The organism is Mesorhizobium sp. 01N446 (genome assembly GCF_056399285.1).
This window is the reverse complement of the sequence record NZ_JBFTRA010000011.1, coordinates 114,213-132,682: the sequence shown is the minus strand read 5'-3', so window position 1 is coordinate 132,682 and position 18,470 is coordinate 114,213. Positions and strand designations below refer to the sequence as shown.

The 18,470-nt window shown below is 60.5% G+C and carries 14 protein-coding genes; 10 read left to right on the top strand and 4 right to left on the bottom strand.

The genetic code is table 11. The features are described from left to right. Positions 1-520: 520 nt before the first annotated feature. From repA to AC1DPX_RS30775, 4 genes are all read left to right on the top strand, one after another. Positions 521-1,702 (top strand): plasmid partitioning protein RepA, encoded by a 1,182-nt coding sequence (gene repA, locus AC1DPX_RS30790; protein ID WP_477241491.1) that lies wholly within the window; start codon positions 521-523, stop codon positions 1,700-1,702. Further along, a complete protein-coding gene (repB, locus tag AC1DPX_RS30785; RefSeq protein WP_181061394.1) occupies positions 1,699-2,727 on the top strand; it encodes a plasmid partitioning protein RepB in 1,029 nt (342 codons plus the stop codon). Before repA ends, repB begins: the two co-directional genes overlap by 4 nt. 154 nt (positions 2,728-2,881) lie before the next feature. Next, positions 2,882-4,087 (top strand): plasmid replication protein RepC, encoded by a 1,206-nt coding sequence (repC, locus tag AC1DPX_RS30780; RefSeq protein ID WP_477241489.1) that lies wholly within the window; start codon positions 2,882-2,884, stop codon positions 4,085-4,087. Positions 4,088-4,434: 347 nt separating this feature from the next. Then, entirely contained in the window at positions 4,435-4,647 is a 213-nt protein-coding gene (locus AC1DPX_RS30775) for a cold-shock protein (protein ID WP_057143290.1), read from the top strand. A 486-nt stretch (positions 4,648-5,133) separates the two neighbouring features. On the opposite strand, the gene AC1DPX_RS30770 is transcribed toward AC1DPX_RS30775, so the two are convergent. Beyond that, on the bottom strand, positions 5,134-5,355 hold the full coding sequence (locus AC1DPX_RS30770; RefSeq protein WP_057143289.1) for a hypothetical protein: 222 nt from the start codon (positions 5,353-5,355) through the stop codon (positions 5,134-5,136). 75 nt (positions 5,356-5,430) lie between these two features. Continuing rightward, entirely contained in the window at positions 5,431-5,673 is a 243-nt protein-coding gene (locus tag AC1DPX_RS30765) for a DUF982 domain-containing protein (protein ID WP_477241487.1), read from the bottom strand. A gap of 399 nt (positions 5,674-6,072) precedes the next feature. On the opposite strand from AC1DPX_RS30765, the gene AC1DPX_RS30760 reads away from it, so the two are divergent. From AC1DPX_RS30760 to AC1DPX_RS30745, 4 genes are all read left to right on the top strand, one after another. After that, positions 6,073-7,269, top strand: a complete 1,197-nt coding sequence (locus tag AC1DPX_RS30760) for a DUF932 domain-containing protein (protein ID WP_477241485.1) — start codon at positions 6,073-6,075, stop codon at positions 7,267-7,269. Positions 7,270-7,554: 285 nt separating this feature from the next. Further along, positions 7,555-9,705, top strand: a complete 2,151-nt coding sequence (locus tag AC1DPX_RS30755) for a ParB/RepB/Spo0J family partition protein (RefSeq protein ID WP_477241483.1) — start codon at positions 7,555-7,557, stop codon at positions 9,703-9,705. Positions 9,706-9,825: 120 nt separating this feature from the next. After that, positions 9,826-10,218, top strand: coding sequence for a hypothetical protein (locus tag AC1DPX_RS30750; RefSeq protein ID WP_477241481.1), 393 nt, complete (start codon positions 9,826-9,828; stop codon positions 10,216-10,218). Between the two features lie 131 nt (positions 10,219-10,349). Beyond that, positions 10,350-10,949, top strand: coding sequence for a DUF1419 domain-containing protein (locus AC1DPX_RS30745; RefSeq protein WP_477241479.1), 600 nt, complete (start codon positions 10,350-10,352; stop codon positions 10,947-10,949). 181 nt (positions 10,950-11,130) lie between these two features. On the opposite strand, the gene AC1DPX_RS30740 is transcribed toward AC1DPX_RS30745, so the two are convergent. Further along, the gene (locus AC1DPX_RS30740; RefSeq protein WP_232375913.1) at positions 11,131-11,526 is read right to left on the bottom strand and encodes a hypothetical protein; all 396 of its coding nucleotides are present in this window, start codon (positions 11,524-11,526) and stop codon (positions 11,131-11,133) included. Between the two features lie 292 nt (positions 11,527-11,818). On the opposite strand from AC1DPX_RS30740, the gene AC1DPX_RS30735 reads away from it, so the two are divergent. After that, positions 11,819-12,502 carry a transposase gene (locus AC1DPX_RS30735; RefSeq protein ID WP_477241477.1) on the top strand — a complete coding sequence of 228 codons (684 nt, stop codon included), beginning with the start codon at positions 11,819-11,821 and terminating at the stop codon, positions 12,500-12,502. A gap of 37 nt (positions 12,503-12,539) precedes the next feature. Here the strand turns inward: AC1DPX_RS30735 and AC1DPX_RS30730 are convergent, their stop codons facing one another. Beyond that, complete coding sequence (locus tag AC1DPX_RS30730; RefSeq protein WP_477241553.1) at positions 12,540-13,733, bottom strand: DUF1173 domain-containing protein; 1,194 nt, start codon at positions 13,731-13,733, stop codon at positions 12,540-12,542. Positions 13,734-13,920: 187 nt separating this feature from the next. Between AC1DPX_RS30730 and AC1DPX_RS30725 the strand changes: the two genes are divergently transcribed. After that, positions 13,921-18,459 (top strand): strawberry notch-like NTP hydrolase domain-containing protein, encoded by a 4,539-nt coding sequence (locus AC1DPX_RS30725; RefSeq protein ID WP_477241475.1) that lies wholly within the window; start codon positions 13,921-13,923, stop codon positions 18,457-18,459. The last annotated feature ends 11 nt before the right edge of the window (positions 18,460-18,470 follow it).

Below are 18,470 nucleotides of genomic sequence, written 5' to 3'. Positions count from 1 at the left end.
CGTGGCCGGGCTGCATCACAAACACATCCGATCGTCTCCGACGAAGGATGTGATACCTCCCTAGGGACTGCGCGAGTAACCGTGCCTGCCGTCACCAAGGGGAATTTCGACGCCGCACCAATGTCGGGCGTGTCTCCAGGCGCCGAAAGCTACCCGCGCCTTTGTAGTTCGCTTGCCGCCGCCCGCGGAAGCTAGAGCCAACCGGCACACCGACGTCGACTAATTCACCAGAACAACGCGGTCAACGGACTCGCCCGTGCGCCCATGCTGCGTGACCACCTTCATAGCTATATTTTTCAACACCTGATGCGCAATTTTGACGGAATAGTGGAGCCAGCGATAGCGAAAGTTCCCATCTGGGAACTGCCTTATGTCCATTTGCCCGACTTCTCCGAATCGGGCATAACCCCAGTAACGGAAAAACCGCGTAATTCGAAAAGTTGGCGTAGTTGGCGTGGCGTTAACAGCTTGTTAACCACAGTCGCTATCAATAGGCGCTGGGTGCAAGAGGAGAATCTGGGTGACGCGGCATCTAAGCAGCCTTCAGTTCATGAATACCTTCTCGACGAAACTCGAGAAGGCACTCAACAATCTCTCGCTGGCTCAGTATCCTCCTGACGCGGTTCGCTCGATGCGCAAATTCACTTCGACTGAAGTGGCAGCATTGCTGGGAGTGACCGAAGCTTACATACGACAGGTCTCCTTAAAAGGGCAGGGACCCGAGCCAGAGACAACGGCCACCGGGAAGCGCCTATATTCTGTGGAGCAGGTACTGGACCTGCGGATGCACCTGGCGGAAAAGGCACGGAAGAAATGGATCAATCCTCGTCGTGTTAAAGGCGAGGATTGCCAGATCATCGCGATCACGAACTTCAAAGGCGGATCGTCCAAGACAGCGACCACTATTCACTTGGGTCATTGGTTGGCACTACGAGGATATCGCGTTCTCGCAGTCGATATGGATCCCCAAGCGTCGTTAACAAGTCTGCAAGGAGCGTTACCGGGATTTGACTACCGAGAAGGTGACACCCTTTACTCGGCGATTCGGTTTGATGATCCGGTGCCAACGGAAAAGATCATTCATCAGACGCATATCATCGGATTCGATGTCATCTGCGCCGGTCTTGAGCTGACAGAATTCGAAACGGCCGTTACCCTTGAAATGCGCAAGAGCGGAGGAACCAGTTTCCTGCTTCGAGTGTCACAGGCCCTCGAACAGATCGTCGACAGCTACGATATCGTTCTTCTCGACTGTGCGCCGTCACTCAATTTCCTGACGCTTTCGTCACTCACTGCCGCTACCGGTGTCCTAATCCCAGTTCCAGCGCATATGCTCGATGTCGACTCCACAGGGAAGTTTTTGGAGCTGGCCGCATCTTATATGCAAATCCTGGATGAGGCTGGTGCAGGCGCACATTGGGATTTCGCCAAATTCCTCATCACAAAGTTTGAGGCCAACGACCACCCGCAAGCCAACATGCAGGCCTTAATGCGCCAAGTGTTTGGCGAGGATTTACTTCTGAATTCGGTCTCCAAATCCACTGCGGTTGCGGACGCTCTTACGTGGAAGCAGAGCCTCTATGAAGTGCAACGATCGAGGTTCTCGGCACCTAAAACTTATGATCGTGCAATCGAATCGATCAACGCCGCGAACGCGGAAATAGAAAGCCTCATCACAATGGCATGGAGGCGTGAACAGTGAGCCGTAAAGATTCTAAGGGCATGTTTGCTGCTGTTTTGGGGCAACTCGGGGAAGAGAATACGGAGGAGGGCGTTAGCCGCCGCACGTCGTCGCCGCACCTGATGAAGGTGGCGGCTGGTGTTCGCCAAATGCAAGAGCGTAGCGATATCGCCGACAAGTTACTGAAGTCAGGCGAACAGATCATTGAACTCGATCCCGACAAAATACGGCCGTCATCTATCACCGATCGATATGATGACGCCTACGAAATTTCCGCCATTGCTGAGATCACAGAATCCATGCGGGAGCGCGGTCAAATTGTGCCTGGATTGGTTCGGCCAGTACAAGGCAAGGATGGCGAGTTTCAAATCGTCTATGGTCGCAGACGACTTGCCGCAGCTAAGCAGCTTGGGATCGGCTTCAAAGCGGCCGTCCGCGAGTTAACTGATGAACAAGCAGTCATTTTCCAAGGCGAAGAAAACACCGCTCGAGAGGACCTTTCATACATTGAAAAGTGCGCTTTTGCGCTTGCACAGCAGGAAGCGGGGTACAAACGGGACACCATCTGCGCTTCGTTGTCGACAGGAAAATCGCATGTCTCCGAGATGATCAAAATCGCCTCCTCGGTCGACAAGGAGATACTGCAATCGATTGGTAAAGCTCCCGGGATTGGTCGAGGACGATGGCAAGAATTCTCGAACCGCTATTCAGTCGACGGCTCACTCGCAAAAGCCTTTATTCGCAAAAACAAATTTCGTGAGGCAACGTCCGACGAAAGATTCATTATTCTGCTTGAGACGCTACCATTGGATCATAATGCGATCAAAGAACCTGCGGGTCCGGCCAAGCCATCAAAGCCCAAGATTGCTCTGAAATCCTGGGCTGCTCCAGACAAAACAGTCAGCGTCAGCCTCAAAGACAACGGAAAAACTACCATGATTGCGGTGGGAGAGGCTGAAGGATCGCGTTTCGCAGCGTTTATCGCCGGACAACTGGACGACCTGTTCGAGGCCTTTCGGAAGTCCACCATGAAACAAGGAGTCTGAAACCGCAAAAGAAAAAGGCCCCCAAACGGCAAGCCGTGGAAGCCTCTCTCTGAACTAAGCACTCTGAGAATCGCATCTCCACGAATCACTGTCAAGAGTCATTGGCGTCGTTTTGGCGAGCGGATTTCTTTTGCCTGATAGAGGGTGAAAGAAAATGGAGACGGGTATTGCAACGACGCCCTTCGGGCGGCGGCCGATGTCGCTTGCCATGCTGGCAGCGCAAAACGATTCACGTGAAATCCCCAAGGGCAGGGTCGTCGACAAATGGCAGATCTACCGCAACCTCTGCGAGGGCAAGAGCATCGTCGGCATCGGCGATCGTGCGCTGGCCGTCTTGAATGCGTTGCTATCATTCTATCCTGACAGCGAATTGAGTGAGGAAAACGACCTCATCGTCTTTCCCTCGAACGCACAGCTGTCGCTCAGGGCGCACGGAATGCCCGAGCCCACAGTCAGGCGCCACCTGGCGGCTCTTGTTGACTGCGGGCTGATCATCCGTCGGGATAGCCCGAACGGCAAGCGTTACGCCCGCAAGGGCCGGGGAGGGGAGATCGAGGAAGCATTCGGCTTCTCCCTGGCGCCGCTGCTGGCCCGTGCTTACGAGATCGAGGCGGCTGCCGAGCGTGTTCGTGCCGACAACCGGGCGCTCAGGCTTATGCGCGAGCGGATCACCTTGCACCGCCGTGACATCCACAAGCTGATAGAGGCGGCCCTTGACGAAGATGCCCCGGGCGACTGGGGAGGCCTGTGGAAGCGTTTCCGCGGCGTTGTGGAGGCAATTCCGCGCCGAGCTTGCGTTGCCGAGATCGAGCCTATCGTTGCCGAGATGGCCGCCTTGCGGGATGATGTGGATAAGCTGCTGGAAATCCATATGAAATCCACGTATTCGAGCGGCAATGACTCCCAAAACGAGCGGCAGCAATCTGATTCAAATACCGACTCTATTTTTGAATTTGAACCTGCTTTAGAGAAAAGCGGGGCGACGGTCGCGCCCAGTACGAGGACCGCAGAGGCGCCGAAAACATACCCACTAGGGATGGTGCTGAAGGCTTGCCCCGAAATTGCGGATTATGCCGTCGACGGGATCGGCAATTGGCGCGATCTCATGATAACGGCCGCCCAGGTGCGGGGATATCTGGGCGTTTCGCCGTCTGCGTATGAGGAGGCGTGCCATGTGATGGGCCAAGAGATCGCGGCGATCGTGATTGCCTGCATTCTGCAAAGGGCGCAGCACATCAACTCGGCCGGCGGCTATTTGCGGGTACTGACCGAAAAGGCGACGTCAGGGCAGTTCTCTGTCGGGCCGATGCTGATGGCGGCGCTCAAGGCGAACGGCGCGATGGCGAAGATGACGGGATGACGATCGCCGATCCCGCAGCTTGTCGCTTTGCGCCCAGCTCAAAGCCAATGCGGCCTTTTGGGTCGTTGGTTTCGTCGACCAGCAGCAGTCTTGGTGGTTGTCCGCGCGTCTGACCGACAAGGCACAAGGGTGGGGCAGTATTCCGAGAGTCTTGTTTCCAAGCATACGATGCTGGCACTGCTCAATTATCAAGGTGGCGTTAGCGCCCCCACCGCTTGGCGCCAAAAGGTCGTCAAACAGGCCCAAAGACTTGCTATGAGGGCCATTTGCTGCATGTATCTGAAACAGCTGCGGCCAGTGCGGTCGGCCAGCGGACAGGTAGACACTTACGGCAAGGAAACACCTTTATGGCGACTGGAACGGTAAAGTGGTTCAACGCGACCAAGGGCTTTGGCTTCATTCAACCCGACGGTGGTGGACAGGACGTGTTTGTCCATATTTCTGCTGTCGAGCGCGCTGGCCTATCGACGCTTGCTGACGGCCAGAAGGTCAACTACGAGATAGAACAGGATCGGCGGACGGGTAAATCGTCTGCCGGCAACCTGAGCAAGGCTGGCTGAACCAGGCACTCAAATTGGCAATCGCATCAAGCACGCAAGCTTCAGTGCACCAAGAGGACAGGTCTGGTGGCCTACCGGCATGTTGTTGAAGTGTCACCTTTGCTGACCCATATGCGCGGTGCGTCGGATGTTTCCTCCCATTCGTCCGGCGCGTTCCCCTCTGGAGGTTTTAACCTTCATACCTGGCCGGACCTTGGTCCGGCCTTTTTCTTGCGCGCGAGAAACGGGTAAACTGAGGTGACGAGGCCCGGCGGTGATTGCGCGATCTCGCAGCCAGAATTGGGCAGTATCGCGTTGCCACTTCATCGGTGAATTGAGAGCCATGGTCAGAGCGGTTAAGCCGATGGCTTATATTCGCCAGCCCGGCTGGCGAAGACTGACCTAAGGCCGTTTCTCGGCCTGCCATTCTCTCCGGTCATTCGAAGGACAATGGCAATTCGCCGCCTGCTTTTGCCGATATTTTCACAAGAGATGTGGAAGAATTGACTATTCTGCAGGATTGTCGAAGACCATGGGCAACCCGCGTGTCGATGCCATCTCGACCACCAGTTCTTCGATAGCTTGGTCGGAAAGGCGGGTCTGCAGTATCGTACGAATCCGCTTGACCAGTTCGTGCACCGGCAAAGGCAAGAGATCCTCGGCATCATCGATAAGCCGACTGACTTCGATCACAACGTCAGCATCGATGTCGCTCGGCAAATTTCGCATATGCCATCTCCGATCGAGGTAGATATTGCCGGTCTACCTGCCCGTTGTCGAGAGGCGCGATGTTCCGCTTCGGCCTCAGTCGCTGCGTAGGATTTTCGCTTCTAACGCCGCTACAACGAAGGCCCGTCTAGCTACCGGCGGCTGTGCTTCACCACGCAGAACCTGAAGACATGCATCCATAGCCAGTTTTCGCTTGTTCGTCTGATGAGGGAGACTCCGCAGCAGGATCGTCGCTGCGTCGTTCACATCGAATATGACGCGCTCACGGTCATGCCGGCCAACTTGCACCACCACGGGCCGGACGAACCTGCTCGACATGCAATTGCACTCTCAATTCCGACCGTGACACGGTCTTCGCGTATCATGACGTTGGGTCAATTTATACATTCGTGGCTAGGGCCAGAACAGAACTGACGGTTGCCCAATCTCAATACAAGTTGCCTGTCCAATTTCAGCACGCCGCTACCTGAATTCGGATGGGCACCGGTCTTGTTGCGCAAGGAAGCACAGCGAATTCTGACGTGTCCGGAAGGTGAAGCGGCGCCTGGTCTTAGGCTCGGGCTTTCCTGGACGGTGCCAGCCTTGAGGCGGCCGCTGCTGCAATGGCGACGCTGCTAGTGGCGCGCGGGTGCCGGGAGAGAAAGAGGGCGGGCGGGGTGCGGTGGCGGGTAAAGGTCCGGGAGAGAGTCTCACGGCGTCCGCCGAGGAGCTACAACCATGACCCAAATGGAAATTCTTGCGCCAAAGCGCAACGAGCGTGCCGGATACAAGGTCGACCTCAGCCGCGGCCAGCGTATTGGCCGCGTGTCGTCAGAATGGTTCAACCGGCCGGCGGATGAGCGATACCTGTCGCTCAATGACCTTGGAAATGCGGTGAAGAGCCGGTCGGAGCGCAGCAAGACCCGCATCGTCGAAAGTGAGCTGATCCGCATCGAGGCCAGCCGTGACGATCCGGAGCGTCTGAGGCTAATGCTGCCCGATGCGCCCGCCCCTGTTGCCCCCACGCATTGGAGTTTTGGCCAGCTTGCCAGCCTGGTCGGCGCGCCAGCCACCTATCTGCGTCAGCTTCCAGCCCCGCTCGCGGCGATCAACCTTCAGCACGGTCTCCTCAATCACCGCGCTGAACAGGTGAAGACGCTGGAAATCGAGAACGGACGCCTCGAGTTGCGGGCGGTGACGGGCCCGGATTACGGCAGAATATTTGACTCAGAACTGGTCGACGCCGTGCAGAAGATCGCCGGCAACGGTACCGGCGACACGCGTTGGAAGGTGCCCGGTGTGCTCGACTGGTCGACAGGTATCTACAATCCGCACGTCGACAACTCCCGCGACACCACGACGCTCTACGCGTCAGACCGCGATGTCTTTGTGTTCCTCGTCGACGATCTGAACCCGATCGAGGCCGGACGGCTGCCAAATGGGGAACCGGATCTCTATTTCCGCGGCTTCTACTGCTGGAATTCCGAAGTCGGAGCCCGCACCCTCGGCATCGCCAGCTTCTATCTGCGCGCAGTTTGTCAGAATCGCAATCTGTGGGGCGTGGAAGATTTCGAAGAAATCACCATCCGCCATTCGAAATACGCGGCCTCCCGTTTCGCCCTGGAAGCCGAGCCGGCCTTGATCCAGTTTGCCGATTCGTCACCCCTGCCGTTCGTCAACGGCATCAAGACTGCGCGGCAACGGATCGTTGCCCGAGATGACGAAGACCGCCAAAACTTCCTGCGCAAGCGCGGCTTCTCCAAGTCCGAGACCACGAAGATCATCGATACTGTTCTCATGGAGGAAGGGAGACCGCCGGAATCGATCTTTGATTTCGTGCAGGGCATCACGCGGGTCGCGCGCGACAAGCCGCATCAGGACGTCCGCCTGGACATGGAAGGCAAAGCCAAGAAGCTTCTCGACTTCGCCGCATGATCCTCCGCAGGCCGGCTACGAAAACTCTCGCCGCCGGCCTCGCCTCCGGGCCGTCTCCATCAATTCCAGCGCGGTCCTCCTAAGCAGGGGGACGGCGCTTTTTTCGTGGATAGAGCCCGGTGCCCAACATGCTGGAGGCCCCTCGGGCGGCTCGGTCGCGTCGAGATCCGCGGGCCGGGGCCAGGTCGGCGTGAGGCCGGGAGGCAGAGGGGGGAGGGGAGGGTTTTTGACGGGCTTGGAGGTTCGGGGAGAGGCCCCGGGCCGCCCGTCATGGAGAACCTGACCATGGCAAAGAACGCCATTCAGAAGATCGCGATGAACGCCGCGGAGAACATTCCCTACGACAAGCTAATGTTGTCGCAGAAAAATGTCCGGCGTATCAAGGACGGCGTGTCGATCGAACAGCTGGCCGAAGATATCGGACGGCGAAAGTTGATCCAGAGTCTGAACGTCCGTCCCGTGCTCGATAGTGAGGGCGAGGAGACCGACACTTTTGAGGTGCCCGCTGGCGGCCGGCGTTATCTCGCGCTCGGCATCCTGATCAAGCAAAAACGCCTGGCGAAGAACGAGCCAATCCCCTGCATCGTCAACCGCGCGCAGGAGACCTCGGCCGAGGAAGATTCGCTTGCTGAAAACCTGCGGCGCGCCGACCTGCACCCGCTCGACCAGTTTCGGGCCTTCAAGACACTCAGCGACCAGGGCCTCGATCCGGACGAGATCGGCGCCCGCTTTTTCGTGTCGCCGGCCACAGTGAGACAGCGTCTGCGGCTGGCATCGGTATCGCCAAAGCTTCTCGAGCTCTACGAGAAGGACGAAATCCGACTCGAACAGATCATGGCGTTTTCGATCTCGGACGATCACGCGCGCCAGGAGCAGGTCTGGGAGCGGATTTCCAGCTCGCACATGCAGGAACCATACTACATCAGGCGCCTGCTGACGGAGACGACTGTGCGGGCCGATGATCGCCGGGCCGTCTATGTCGGTGCCGAAGCCTATGAGGCGGCCGGCGGCGTTATCCTGCGCGACCTGTTCGAGCAGGATTCCGGTGGCTGGTACCAGGATGCCGCACTCCTCGAGCAGCTTGTCGTCGACAGGCTGAAGGTGGATGCCGAGGCGATCCGCGCTGAAGGCTGGAAATGGGTGGAGGCGGCGATCAGCTTTCCCTATGGCCACACCTCCGGAATGCGGCGCATCTACGCCGAGGCGCAGGAGCTCAGCGCCGAGGAGATCGAACGCTACGACGCGCTGAAGGCAGAATACGACAAGCTGGATGCGGACTATGCCAAGGCAGAGGAGACCGACGAGGCAATCGAGGCGAAGCTTGACCAGCTGGGTGCCGAGCTCGATGCGATCGATGATCGTCCTCAAAGCTACGATTTCGCCCAGAAGACCATTGCCGGGGTGTTCGTTATGCTTGCCGCGAACGGCAAGCTCCAGGTCGACGCCGGTTTCGTTCGGTCCGAGGACGAGCCGCGGCCCGAAACCAGCGACGTCGATGAGGGCGAGGAAGGGGGCACCGAAGGCCAAACCCGATCCAATGGCGACGACGACGGCGATGGCGTTGTCCTCAACGGCCAGCCGGTGAACGACGCCTCTGGCGACGACGGCGAGGACGATGGCATCAAGCCCCTCCCTGATCGGCTCGTCTTCGACCTGACGGCGCAGCGCACGCTGGCGCTACGCAACGCGCTCGCCGGCGACGTCGATATCGCCATCATCGCCGCACTCCATGCCTTCGTCTTGCAGGTCTTCTATCGCTTCGCGCCGAACACGTGCCTGGAGATCAGCATGAAGAGCGGCAGCTTCAGCCAGGTTGACGGTCTTGCCGAGACCTCCTGGGCCAAGGAGATCGCCGAGCGGCACGAAGCCTGGGACCGCGATTTGCCCGATGAGGCGGAAGGCCTGTGGGACTTCCTTCTCGGCCTCGATGAAGCAAGCCGCAAGGCGCTTTTCGCGCACTGCGTCTCGCTGACCCTCAATGCGGTGGTCGAACCCTGGAACAGGCGAGCGAAGGCGCTCGAGCATGTAGACGTGCTTGGCCGCTCGCTCCAGTTCGACATGGTCGACGCCGGGTGGACGCCCACTGTCGAGTTCCTCGGGCGGCTCACCAAGGCGCGGATTCTACAGGCTGTCCGTGAAGCGCGTGGCGCAGACTCCGCGCAGCTGATCGACCACATGAAGAAGGACATCATGGCCCGTGAAGCTGCCCGTCTTCTCGAAGGCTCGAACTGGCTGCCAGAGCCGCTGCGCGTTGAGATCGATGAAGTGTCTGCCGATGCAGGCGACGCGGCCGCCAGCGAGATGTCGGACGAGGCGGCTCTCGACGGCGATGCCGCCGAGCTGCCGGCCTTCCTCGCCGACGATGCGGATCCGTCCTCCGATGAGCCGGTGACCATAGACAGCGACGAGGCCGACCACCTTCAGGCCGCCGAATAACCGGCCTCACGCTCGCACCGGGCCCGGCACTCCCGCCGGGCCCAATCCAGTTCCAACTCACGCTCAAGCCCGGGATCGCCATAGCGCGCCCGGGCGTTTTTTTGTTTCATGGAGATCGACATGTTCGACTGGAAAAGATCCTGCTCCTACGACGAGCAGCAGAAGAGACGTTTCCACACCACAGCCCGTTCACGGCTGAAGAAACTCGCCGCCGAACTTGCGCTGCCGCAGGGAAGCTTTGACCTGCGCTCAAACAAGGCGGGCATCGCTGTTTGCGGTGAAATTACCCTGCACCACGACGACGCCTACATCCAGGTCGGCCAGTTCGGTTTGTCCTCAGGTCACGGTGTCCTGATCCGCACCTGCAAGGGCCGTAAAGACTACATCGGCGGGGCCAACCACTTCGTCGCACTCGGCATGCTCGACGATATCCCGGCGCTCGCCGCCGCCGTCCGTGCCATCACTGGAGTTGGTCGAGACGCTTCGCGTTCCTCCGAACGACGCGCCGCCTAACCCCCTTCAAACCCCATCATCGCCGATGCACGTGCCGGCCGCGGGCTCGGCCCGTCGCCAGCCACAACACACCAAGCAGTTGCCATGGAACGGTGATGCCGCGCGTGGCCGACCTGCCTTCAGGAGACCTTATGACCGCACATCTACCCTTCAGGAAGGTGCTCGACGGCGTCGCCACCCGCGAGCAGATGTTCCAACTGTTCAGCCGCCACAAAGACACTCCCGGCATCGATCCGCTTTCCGGCACTCCCTATTCAGCCGAGTGGTTCGAGATCAACGCGTCAGAATACCACTTCATGCTCGATTTGCTGCCGCCGCTCTTCATGCGCACTGGCATGTTCGGCATGTCTGAGTATAAGGCCGGCAACGTCACCAGCGTATTCCTCGCGATCCGGATCCGGGGCCGCGAGCGTTGGTTTCACGGGTTCTGCGATCTCACCGATCGCCAGTCGCCAGACAAGATGCGCGCCGCCATCATAGCCCACGAGACCGGCGCGAGCGACAGCATGACCCGCTCGGAAAAGCTCGAGGCGATCTGGAACATCACCCCTGTCGAGCTCAGGGGAATCCCCCGCAACGCAGAGCCCGAGACCGGGTGGGYCGAGCATCGCGGCAAACGCACGATTCTCGTTAACGCCGGAAGGCATGATGCTGCCTTCAAGCTGCTCGATGATCTGTCGGATCTCGAGATCGACGAGTTCCTGTCCAAAGTGCGATTGCGTCGGAGCTGACGAAGGAAGGCGACGATGGATGTCTACGAGAACCGCGCCTCGACGGCGAAACCTCTCCATCACGGTGACCACTTTCGCTCAATGGATGCAACCGCGTCCATCCTCAGCTGTCTCGACCTTCGAGACCGTATGGCCAACTGCCACGAGGAAATAAGCATCCGGCCCTCAGAAAAACGTCTGCTCAGTGCCTGCCACGCGGGAAGTACCCGGCATTGCGTAAAGCGCCGATGAACAGGCTGGCCGGGCCGGCGATACTCGTCCTGGCCTGTGTTGCGAGCGGCAGCGTGTTCCAGTCCTCCAACGGAGCGACAAAGTTGGAGAAAGTGCCATTGACCATGCAATGGCTGGTCAACAAGCCCTGCTTATCCAGCACCAGAACCCCTGTCTGATTGCTTGGATACCGGATGGCGGCGACGCGCTGAAGTTCCATGTCGCCATCGATGCGCAAATTGAAAAGCAGGACGCCGTGGCTTCTGTGGGCGATTTCCGCGACTTTTTCCGCGAAAGGAACAGAAAGCGCACGAACGCTGTCGACCGCCATCCCGAAAACAAGCGCGTCCAGCTCATCCGCCGCCATGAGAAGATTAGTTCCCAAGGATATAAGGATTGCAATCGGTCCAGCCGGGTTGTGCACAGTCATCGCACTCCGCCGGCTAGACGCCTGAGCATCGCGTGTATGAGGCAGCTCTCTCTCGGTAGGCATTTTTGCCCCCGTTGATTGAGCCGATTGCCCTAGGCCCATGACACACCGCTTGCTCGTTGCGGGGCTTCTCCGACAAAGCACGGCGAAAGCGATATGATACGTCGGGTACTCGCTAACACGAACTGCGACTTGGCTTGCAAGTCATGCTCATATCAAGGAACAGACTATGAAGCGCCAGATCCGGCCATTCATCGTGGAAATGAAACAGAGGCGCGGTAAGCAGAAGCCAAGCCATTCGATCTGGGGCGATCTCGACCTGCCCAAGATTGCCACGGAGATGACGCAACCGGCTCATGCTGCTCCGCTGCCAAATTCCCAGGTCATTGACTTCAGTATTAGACCCCTTGATGCTGAAGAGGGGGAAACACCACAAGCGGAGTATATGATGGCCGATTTTCAGGACGCTCAGACTGTTCAGACGACAGTAGCCCCAGCCAAAGTGGAAGTGCCTGAATCGAAGAAGAAAGTTCCGCGAGCAAAGAAAGCGAAGGCAGAGCTCGTAAAGCCGGTCCGCAAGAACGGAGCGAAACCTGCGCCCCAGCCCGCGGAAGCTCCCGTGGCAGCGAAGACAGTCCGCAAGACATATTCCGAGAAGGAACGCGCCCAGAAGCTTGCCCAGATCGAGAAATCGATCGCTGCCGGCGCGACCAGCAAGACTGCGGTCGGCCAGGCCGGCATATCCGAGCAGACCTACTATTATTGGAAGAGAGCTGTCGCACCTTCTTCAGACAGCGGCGATCTCCGTGATCTTGTCGCGCTCGAAGAAGAAAACAAGCGCCTAAAGAACCTGCTTGCCGACCGTCTGCGCAAGGAAAATGCCGAGCTCAAGAAGAAGCTAGGCTTGGCCTAAGGCATACTGAAGCGACGACGGAAATTCCGCCGACGGCTCAAGGCGGTAGCGGCGGCATATCGCCTTCGCCGACCCGCCACACCCAGGAGCCGATCTCAGGTCGCGCGGCGATCATTTCGTCGAGCGACACTTCGAAGTTCTGGTCCGCTCCGGCCGGAACGACAAAGAGCGCTATCGGCTCGTCCCTGTTCTGAAGCAACGCATTGGCGATCGGCTGGTCGGGTTGCAGGTCAAAGCGCAATCCCTTCACGCTCTTCTCGCGAAGGCGGGCGAGCCCATCGACGAGCCTTTTCTCCGGCACCGTCTCGTAGGGAATCCAGTTCTCGGACACCACCATCAACGCGACCTCCTCGACAATGGCGAGGCCGGCCGGGTTCAGTCCGAACGTCGCGATCGTCATGAGATGCGAGCTGGAATCCGCTGCCCATAGGGACAATTCTTTTTCAAAACGCGCCTGCAATCGGCGATGCAATGCATCGTCGATCATGAACGGAAAACCGGGCACATGCCTGATGACGAGTTTCTGACCGGATCGGGCAGGCACGATCTCCTTCACCTCGCCGACCAGGACGAGCAACTTTCGTGGGCCTGATTTCGGCGGCAGCGCCGTTCCGAGAACCGCGTTGCGACGCTGCTCGATAGCTTCCTTGTTCTCGGCCCGAAACGGCTCGGGCACGAACAGGATGTCGGCGAGTGGTCCGCCCCTCACTGTCATTTGCCCGGCAGCCTCGAGCAGATGCCAACGGACATTCCACCAATGACGTTTGCGGGCCCACCTCGATGTCCAGACCGTCAGTTCGGCCTCGTGCCAGAGATAATGAAGCAGGCCACGCAGCGACATCCTCCTCGGATCGGCGGTAACGCTGGCGGAACTTTGCCCCGCAGGCACCGATGCCGCCCGGCTCCCTGTCTTCGACAGGCTGAAGTCCAATTTGAGGGCGGCCAAGCCGTTTTGCGGATCGAGCTGTATCGCGGTGCCCATCAAGGCGCCCAGGCCGGACAGTTCGTAAGGCGATTCATAGGAATCGCAGGATGGATCATGCCCGCCGCCGCTCATCGGCATGCGCTTGATCAGGTGGAGGTCGCCGATGCGGGCGATGTACATCGGGCAGGCCGGCTCTCGGCACAGGCATAGCGGACGCTCGGTGCGGGCATAGGCGCTCGCCAACGCCGCCTGCAGGTCAGGCGCTGCCTCCTCGTAGACCGCACTGCCAATTCTGAACCGTCGCATCACCTCCACAGCTCCAGGTCGCCGCCGCATCCCTGTGCGCGCATTCAAGTCATGGGTTTGCACAGAGCGCAACCCCTTTGGTGCATCGGCGCCAGAGGCAGAGGGGAGCCGGGAGGAGTCTGGCCCGGCCGGCGCGCAGAGAGTGCCGGCGCGGCCGCTACTCTCCCCTCTCGCGAAGGACATTTCCATGAACATTGTTTCGACCACACCTGCCGTTGCGCGGACTGCCGCTCCCCTCGGCGCGCCGACGCCGGCCTCCATCAACAACGCCGAGGCAATCTATCAAGCGGCAACGCTGCTTCTGCCTTTCCTCGAGCAGGGCAAGCCTGTCACCACCGCAGCACTGCGCACCGCCATGACGACCAGTTTTGGCGGCAGCGATGCGCAAGGGTTCTGGGTTTGGAAGGACGGCTATGAGGCGCTCGAGGTCGCCCAGGTGCTGTTTCTGCGTCGGTTCGGCCCGGCGATCCTGTCTCGGCCGACTACGCCGCAGGCAACGCTGGCGATGATGAAGCGCATCGCAGAACTCGTTCCGACCCACACACGGCGCTCCGACGAGAGCCAGGCCATGCAGCAGCTCTCCACCCCCTTGCCGCTGGCCTTCGTCACGGCGCACGCCGCGGCGATTGCATCTTGTGACCTCGTTCTCGAACCCTCGGCCGGCACCGGCCTGCTCGCCGTCCATGCCGAGATGGCGCGCGCCTCGATCGCCCTCAACGAGCTTGCCGCGATGCGGGCCGATCTCCTCGGCCTGCTGTTTCCACGGTTCCCCGTCTCGCGGCACGACGCCGCCCATATCGACGATCATCTCGACGCGGCCATGGAGCCGTCCGTCGTGCTGATGAATCCACCCTTCAGCGTCGGCGCCTATGTCGACGGCCATGTCGCCGATGCGGCATGGAGGCATCTCTCCTCCGCATTCGCACGCCTGCGATCGGGTGGCCGTCTTGTCGCCGTCACCGGCACCGGCCTGTCTCCGGAAAACCCCAAATGGCGGCCCGCCTTCGAACGCCTGCAGCAGCAGGGCACCATTGTCTTCACCGCGGCGATCGACGGCCGTGTCTACGCCCGCCATGGCACCACCACTGAGACCCGCTTGACCATCATCGACAAAGTTCCTGCTACCGACCCAACCAGCTTCTCCGGCTCGCCGGGCAAGGCCATGGATGTCGAGACGTTGCTCTCCTGGATCTCCGCCCTGCCGCCCCGAGCACCGGGCGGCTTTCCGGACTCGATCGGTGCATTGTCCAGCGGCATCCCGCGCAATGCCGCCATGCACATGGGCGCCCGATCGGGGGCGAGAGCCGCACCCCTCGGTGTTTCAACGGCTGCTCCGAAGGCCATCCAATCGGCCCGTCCGATTGTGCGGGCCAAGCCCGCTCGCCAGGTCATAGCAAGCAGCACGCCGGCCCTTCCCCTCGCCTATGAGCTGCGCGACTGGATGCCGGAGGAGGGCGGCCGGCTCACCGATACGATCTACGAGCCCTACGCGCTCCAGTCGATCGACATTCCCCGCGCCAAACCGCATCCGACACCGCTCGTGCAGTCGGCCGCAATGGCCGCCGTCGCGCCGCCAAAACCTTCCTATCGACCGCTTCTTCCTGATGCGATCATCGACGAGGGCCTGCTGTCGGACGCCCAGCTAGAAAGCGTCGTCTATGCGGGTGAAGCCCATTGCGGCCATCTCACCGGCGCCTGGACGGTTGACGAGACCTGCGATGTCGTCTCGGCCGCGCCAGAAGGCGCTGCGAACGCTGTCCGCTTCCGCCGTGGCTGGTTTTTGGGCGACGGGACCGGCTGCGGCAAGGGACGGCAAGTCGCCGGCATCATCCTTGACAACTGGCTGCAGGGCCGCCGCCGTGCGATCTGGATTTCCAAGTCCGACAAATTGCTGGAAGATGCTCAGCGCGATTGGGCAGCACTTGGCCAGGAAAAACTTCTTGTCCAGCCGCTCTCACGTTATCGGCAGGGCACACCGATCCGCCTTGCCGAGGGCATCCTGTTCACGACCTACGCAACCCTGCGCTCGCAGGAACGGGAGGGCAAGAAATCCCGGATCGACCAAATCCTCGATTGGATCGGACAAGACACGGGAAGGGCCGAAAGCCCGACGGGGATTAAAGAAAGCCAGACGGGGGCCGGAGAAAACCTGTCGGGGGCCAAAAAATCTTTCGATGGAGTCATCGTCTTCGACGAGGCCCACGCCATGGCCAACGCCGCTGGCGGCAAAAGCGAGCGAGGCGACGTCGCGCCCTCGCAACAAGGCAAGGCGGGCCTACGGCTCCAGCATGCACTGCCTGACGCCCGAATCGTCTACGTTTCCGCGACCGGTGCGACCGCCGTCGAGAACCTGGCCTATGCGCAGCGTCTCGGCATCTGGGGCAGCGAGGATTTTCCATTCGCCAACCGTGCCGAGTTCGTCGCGGCCATCGAGGACGGCGGTGTCGCGGCGATGGAAGTGCTCGCCCGCGATCTCAAATCGCTCGGCCTCTATACGGCGCGTTCGCTTTCCTATGACGGTGTCGAATACGACCTCCTCGAGCATGAGCTAAGCGACGAACAGATCCGCATCTACAACGCCTATGCCGACGCGTTCCAGGTCATTCACAACAACCTGACCGCCGCACTCGAGGCGACCAACATCACCAGTGAGGCCGGCACGCTGAACCGCGACGCAAAATCGGCGGCGCGCTCGGCCTTCGAGAGCACCAAGCAGCGCTTCTTCAGCCATCTCATCACCTCGATGATGACGCCGACGCTCATCGGCGCGATCGAGCAGGACCGGATCGAGGGTCATTCGGCAGTCGTGCAGATCGTCTCGACCGGCGAGGCGCTGATGGAGCGACGCCTTGCCGAGATCCCGACCGAGGAATGGTCGGACCTGCATGTCGACGTCACACCGCGCGAGTACGTCGGCGGGTACTTGATCCACTCCTTCCCCACCCAGCTGTTCGAGCAATATTCGGACGCCGAAGGCAACGTCTATTCGCGGCCTGACCACGACGAAGATGGCAACCCGGTTCAATGCCGGGAGGCGGTTCGCCGGCGCGACGTGATGATCGAAAAACTCGCATCGCTGCCGCCGGTCGGTAGCGCGCTCGACCAGATCCTCCATCACTTTGGCACCGACACCGTTGCCGAGGTGACCGGCCGCTCGCGGCGCATCGTGAAGAAGACCGGCCGCGACGGCATCGACCGGCTGGCCGTCGAAAACCGCCCTGGCTCGGCCAATCTCGCCGAGACCCAGAGTTTTATGGATGACGACAAGCGCGTACTGGTGTTTTCGGACGCCGGCGGCACAGGCCGCTCCTACCACGCTGATCTCGGGGTCAGGAACCAGAGGCTGCGCAAGCACTATCTGCTCGAAGCCGGCTGGCGCGCCGACAATGCCATCCAGGGGCTCGGACGGACCCACCGCACAAATCAGAAGCAACCGCCGCTGGTCCGGCCCATAGCCGCCAACGTGAAGGCCGGCAAGCGCTTCCTGTCGACGATCGCCAGACGGCTCGACACACTGGGCGCGATCACGCGTGGCCAGCGCCAGACCGGCGGGGCAGGGCTGTTCCGTGCCGAGGACAATCTTGAAAGCCCCTACGCGCGGGCCGCACTTCGCCAATTTTACATGCTGCTGCATCAGGGCAGGATCGAAGGTTGTTCGCTCACCACCTTCGAGACCGTGACCGGGCTGTCGCTGACGACTGACGAGGGCGGGCTGCGTGACGAGCTGCCGCCGATCACGACCTGGCTCAATCGCCTGCTGGCGTTGCGGATCGAAACCCAGAACCTGCTGTTCGAGGTCTTCGAGCAACTGATGACGGCGAAGGTCGAGGGCGCGATCGCTGCCGGCTCCTATGACAAAGGCCTGGAGACGATCACGGCGGAGAGTATCGTCGTCACCGATCGCCGCACCGTCTACGCGCACCCGATCTCGGGCGCGCAGTCGCATGTGCTGACCGTCGCACGCAAGGACCGGATTCGGCCGCTCAGCCTGGTCGACGCGCTGGCCATCGCCCGGGCGGAACCGCAATCGGTTTTGTTGGTGAACGCGCGGTCGAACCGCGCGGCGATACAGCTGCCGACGGCCAGCCTAATGCTCGACGACGGGACAGTCGAACACCGCGTACGCCTGCTGCGGCCGACGGACGAACTGCGCTTCGGTCTCGATGCCCTTGCCGAGACCCACTGGCAGCCCGCCGCCCGAAAACTGTTCTGCGACCTGTGGCAGGCAGAGGTCACTGCCGTCCCGGAGTTCACCACCAGCACCTTTCACATCGTGACGGGCCTCCTGTTGCCAATCTGGCGTAGGCTGCCGGATCATGATTGTCAGGTCTATCGGATCCAGACCGATGCCGGCGAGCGCATCATCGGGCGTCACATCGCTCCGACCCTTGTCGCGACCATGTTCCACAATCTGGGGCTCGACGATGTGCCGGCGCTCGCGCCGGAAGATGCATGGACGGGGCTTGTGGAAGGCAGGATCGGACTGCAACTCGCCGATGGCCTGATCCTGCGCCGCAGCCGCGTCATGAACGATTACCGTATCGAGCTGATCGGCTTCACCGAGGCGACGGTCCCCCGGCTGAAGGCGCTGGGGCTGATCTCCGAGATCATCTCCTGGAAGCTGCGGCTGTTCATCCCGACGAGCGAGCAAGGACCGTCCATCCTAGCTGCGCTCCTCGACCGCCACACACTGGTCGGCGTCACCGACCGCGCGGCTGCGGCGTGAGGGGAGACGAT

Excerpts from the sequence above, each read along its gene's own strand:
- repC (WP_477241489.1), top strand. The coding sequence starts at position 2,882 with ATGGAGACGGGTATTGCAACGACGCCCTTCGGGCGGCGGCCGATGTCG.
- AC1DPX_RS30775 (WP_057143290.1), top strand. The coding sequence starts at position 4,435 with ATGGCGACTGGAACGGTAAAGTGGTTCAACGCGACCAAGGGCTTTGGC.
- AC1DPX_RS30770 (WP_057143289.1), bottom strand. The coding sequence starts at position 5,355 with ATGCGAAATTTGCCGAGCGACATCGATGCTGACGTTGTGATCGAAGTC.
- AC1DPX_RS30765 (WP_477241487.1), bottom strand. The coding sequence starts at position 5,673 with ATGTCGAGCAGGTTCGTCCGGCCCGTGGTGGTGCAAGTTGGCCGGCAT.
- AC1DPX_RS30760 (WP_477241485.1), top strand. The coding sequence starts at position 6,073 with ATGACCCAAATGGAAATTCTTGCGCCAAAGCGCAACGAGCGTGCCGGA.
- AC1DPX_RS30755 (WP_477241483.1), top strand. The coding sequence starts at position 7,555 with ATGGCAAAGAACGCCATTCAGAAGATCGCGATGAACGCCGCGGAGAAC.
- AC1DPX_RS30750 (WP_477241481.1), top strand. The coding sequence starts at position 9,826 with ATGTTCGACTGGAAAAGATCCTGCTCCTACGACGAGCAGCAGAAGAGA.
- AC1DPX_RS30740 (WP_232375913.1), bottom strand. The coding sequence starts at position 11,526 with ATGGCGGCGGATGAGCTGGACGCGCTTGTTTTCGGGATGGCGGTCGAC.
- AC1DPX_RS30735 (WP_477241477.1), top strand. The coding sequence starts at position 11,819 with ATGAAGCGCCAGATCCGGCCATTCATCGTGGAAATGAAACAGAGGCGC.
- AC1DPX_RS30730 (WP_477241553.1), bottom strand. The coding sequence starts at position 13,733 with ATGCGACGGTTCAGAATTGGCAGTGCGGTCTACGAGGAGGCAGCGCCT.
- AC1DPX_RS30725 (WP_477241475.1), top strand. The coding sequence starts at position 13,921 with ATGAACATTGTTTCGACCACACCTGCCGTTGCGCGGACTGCCGCTCCC.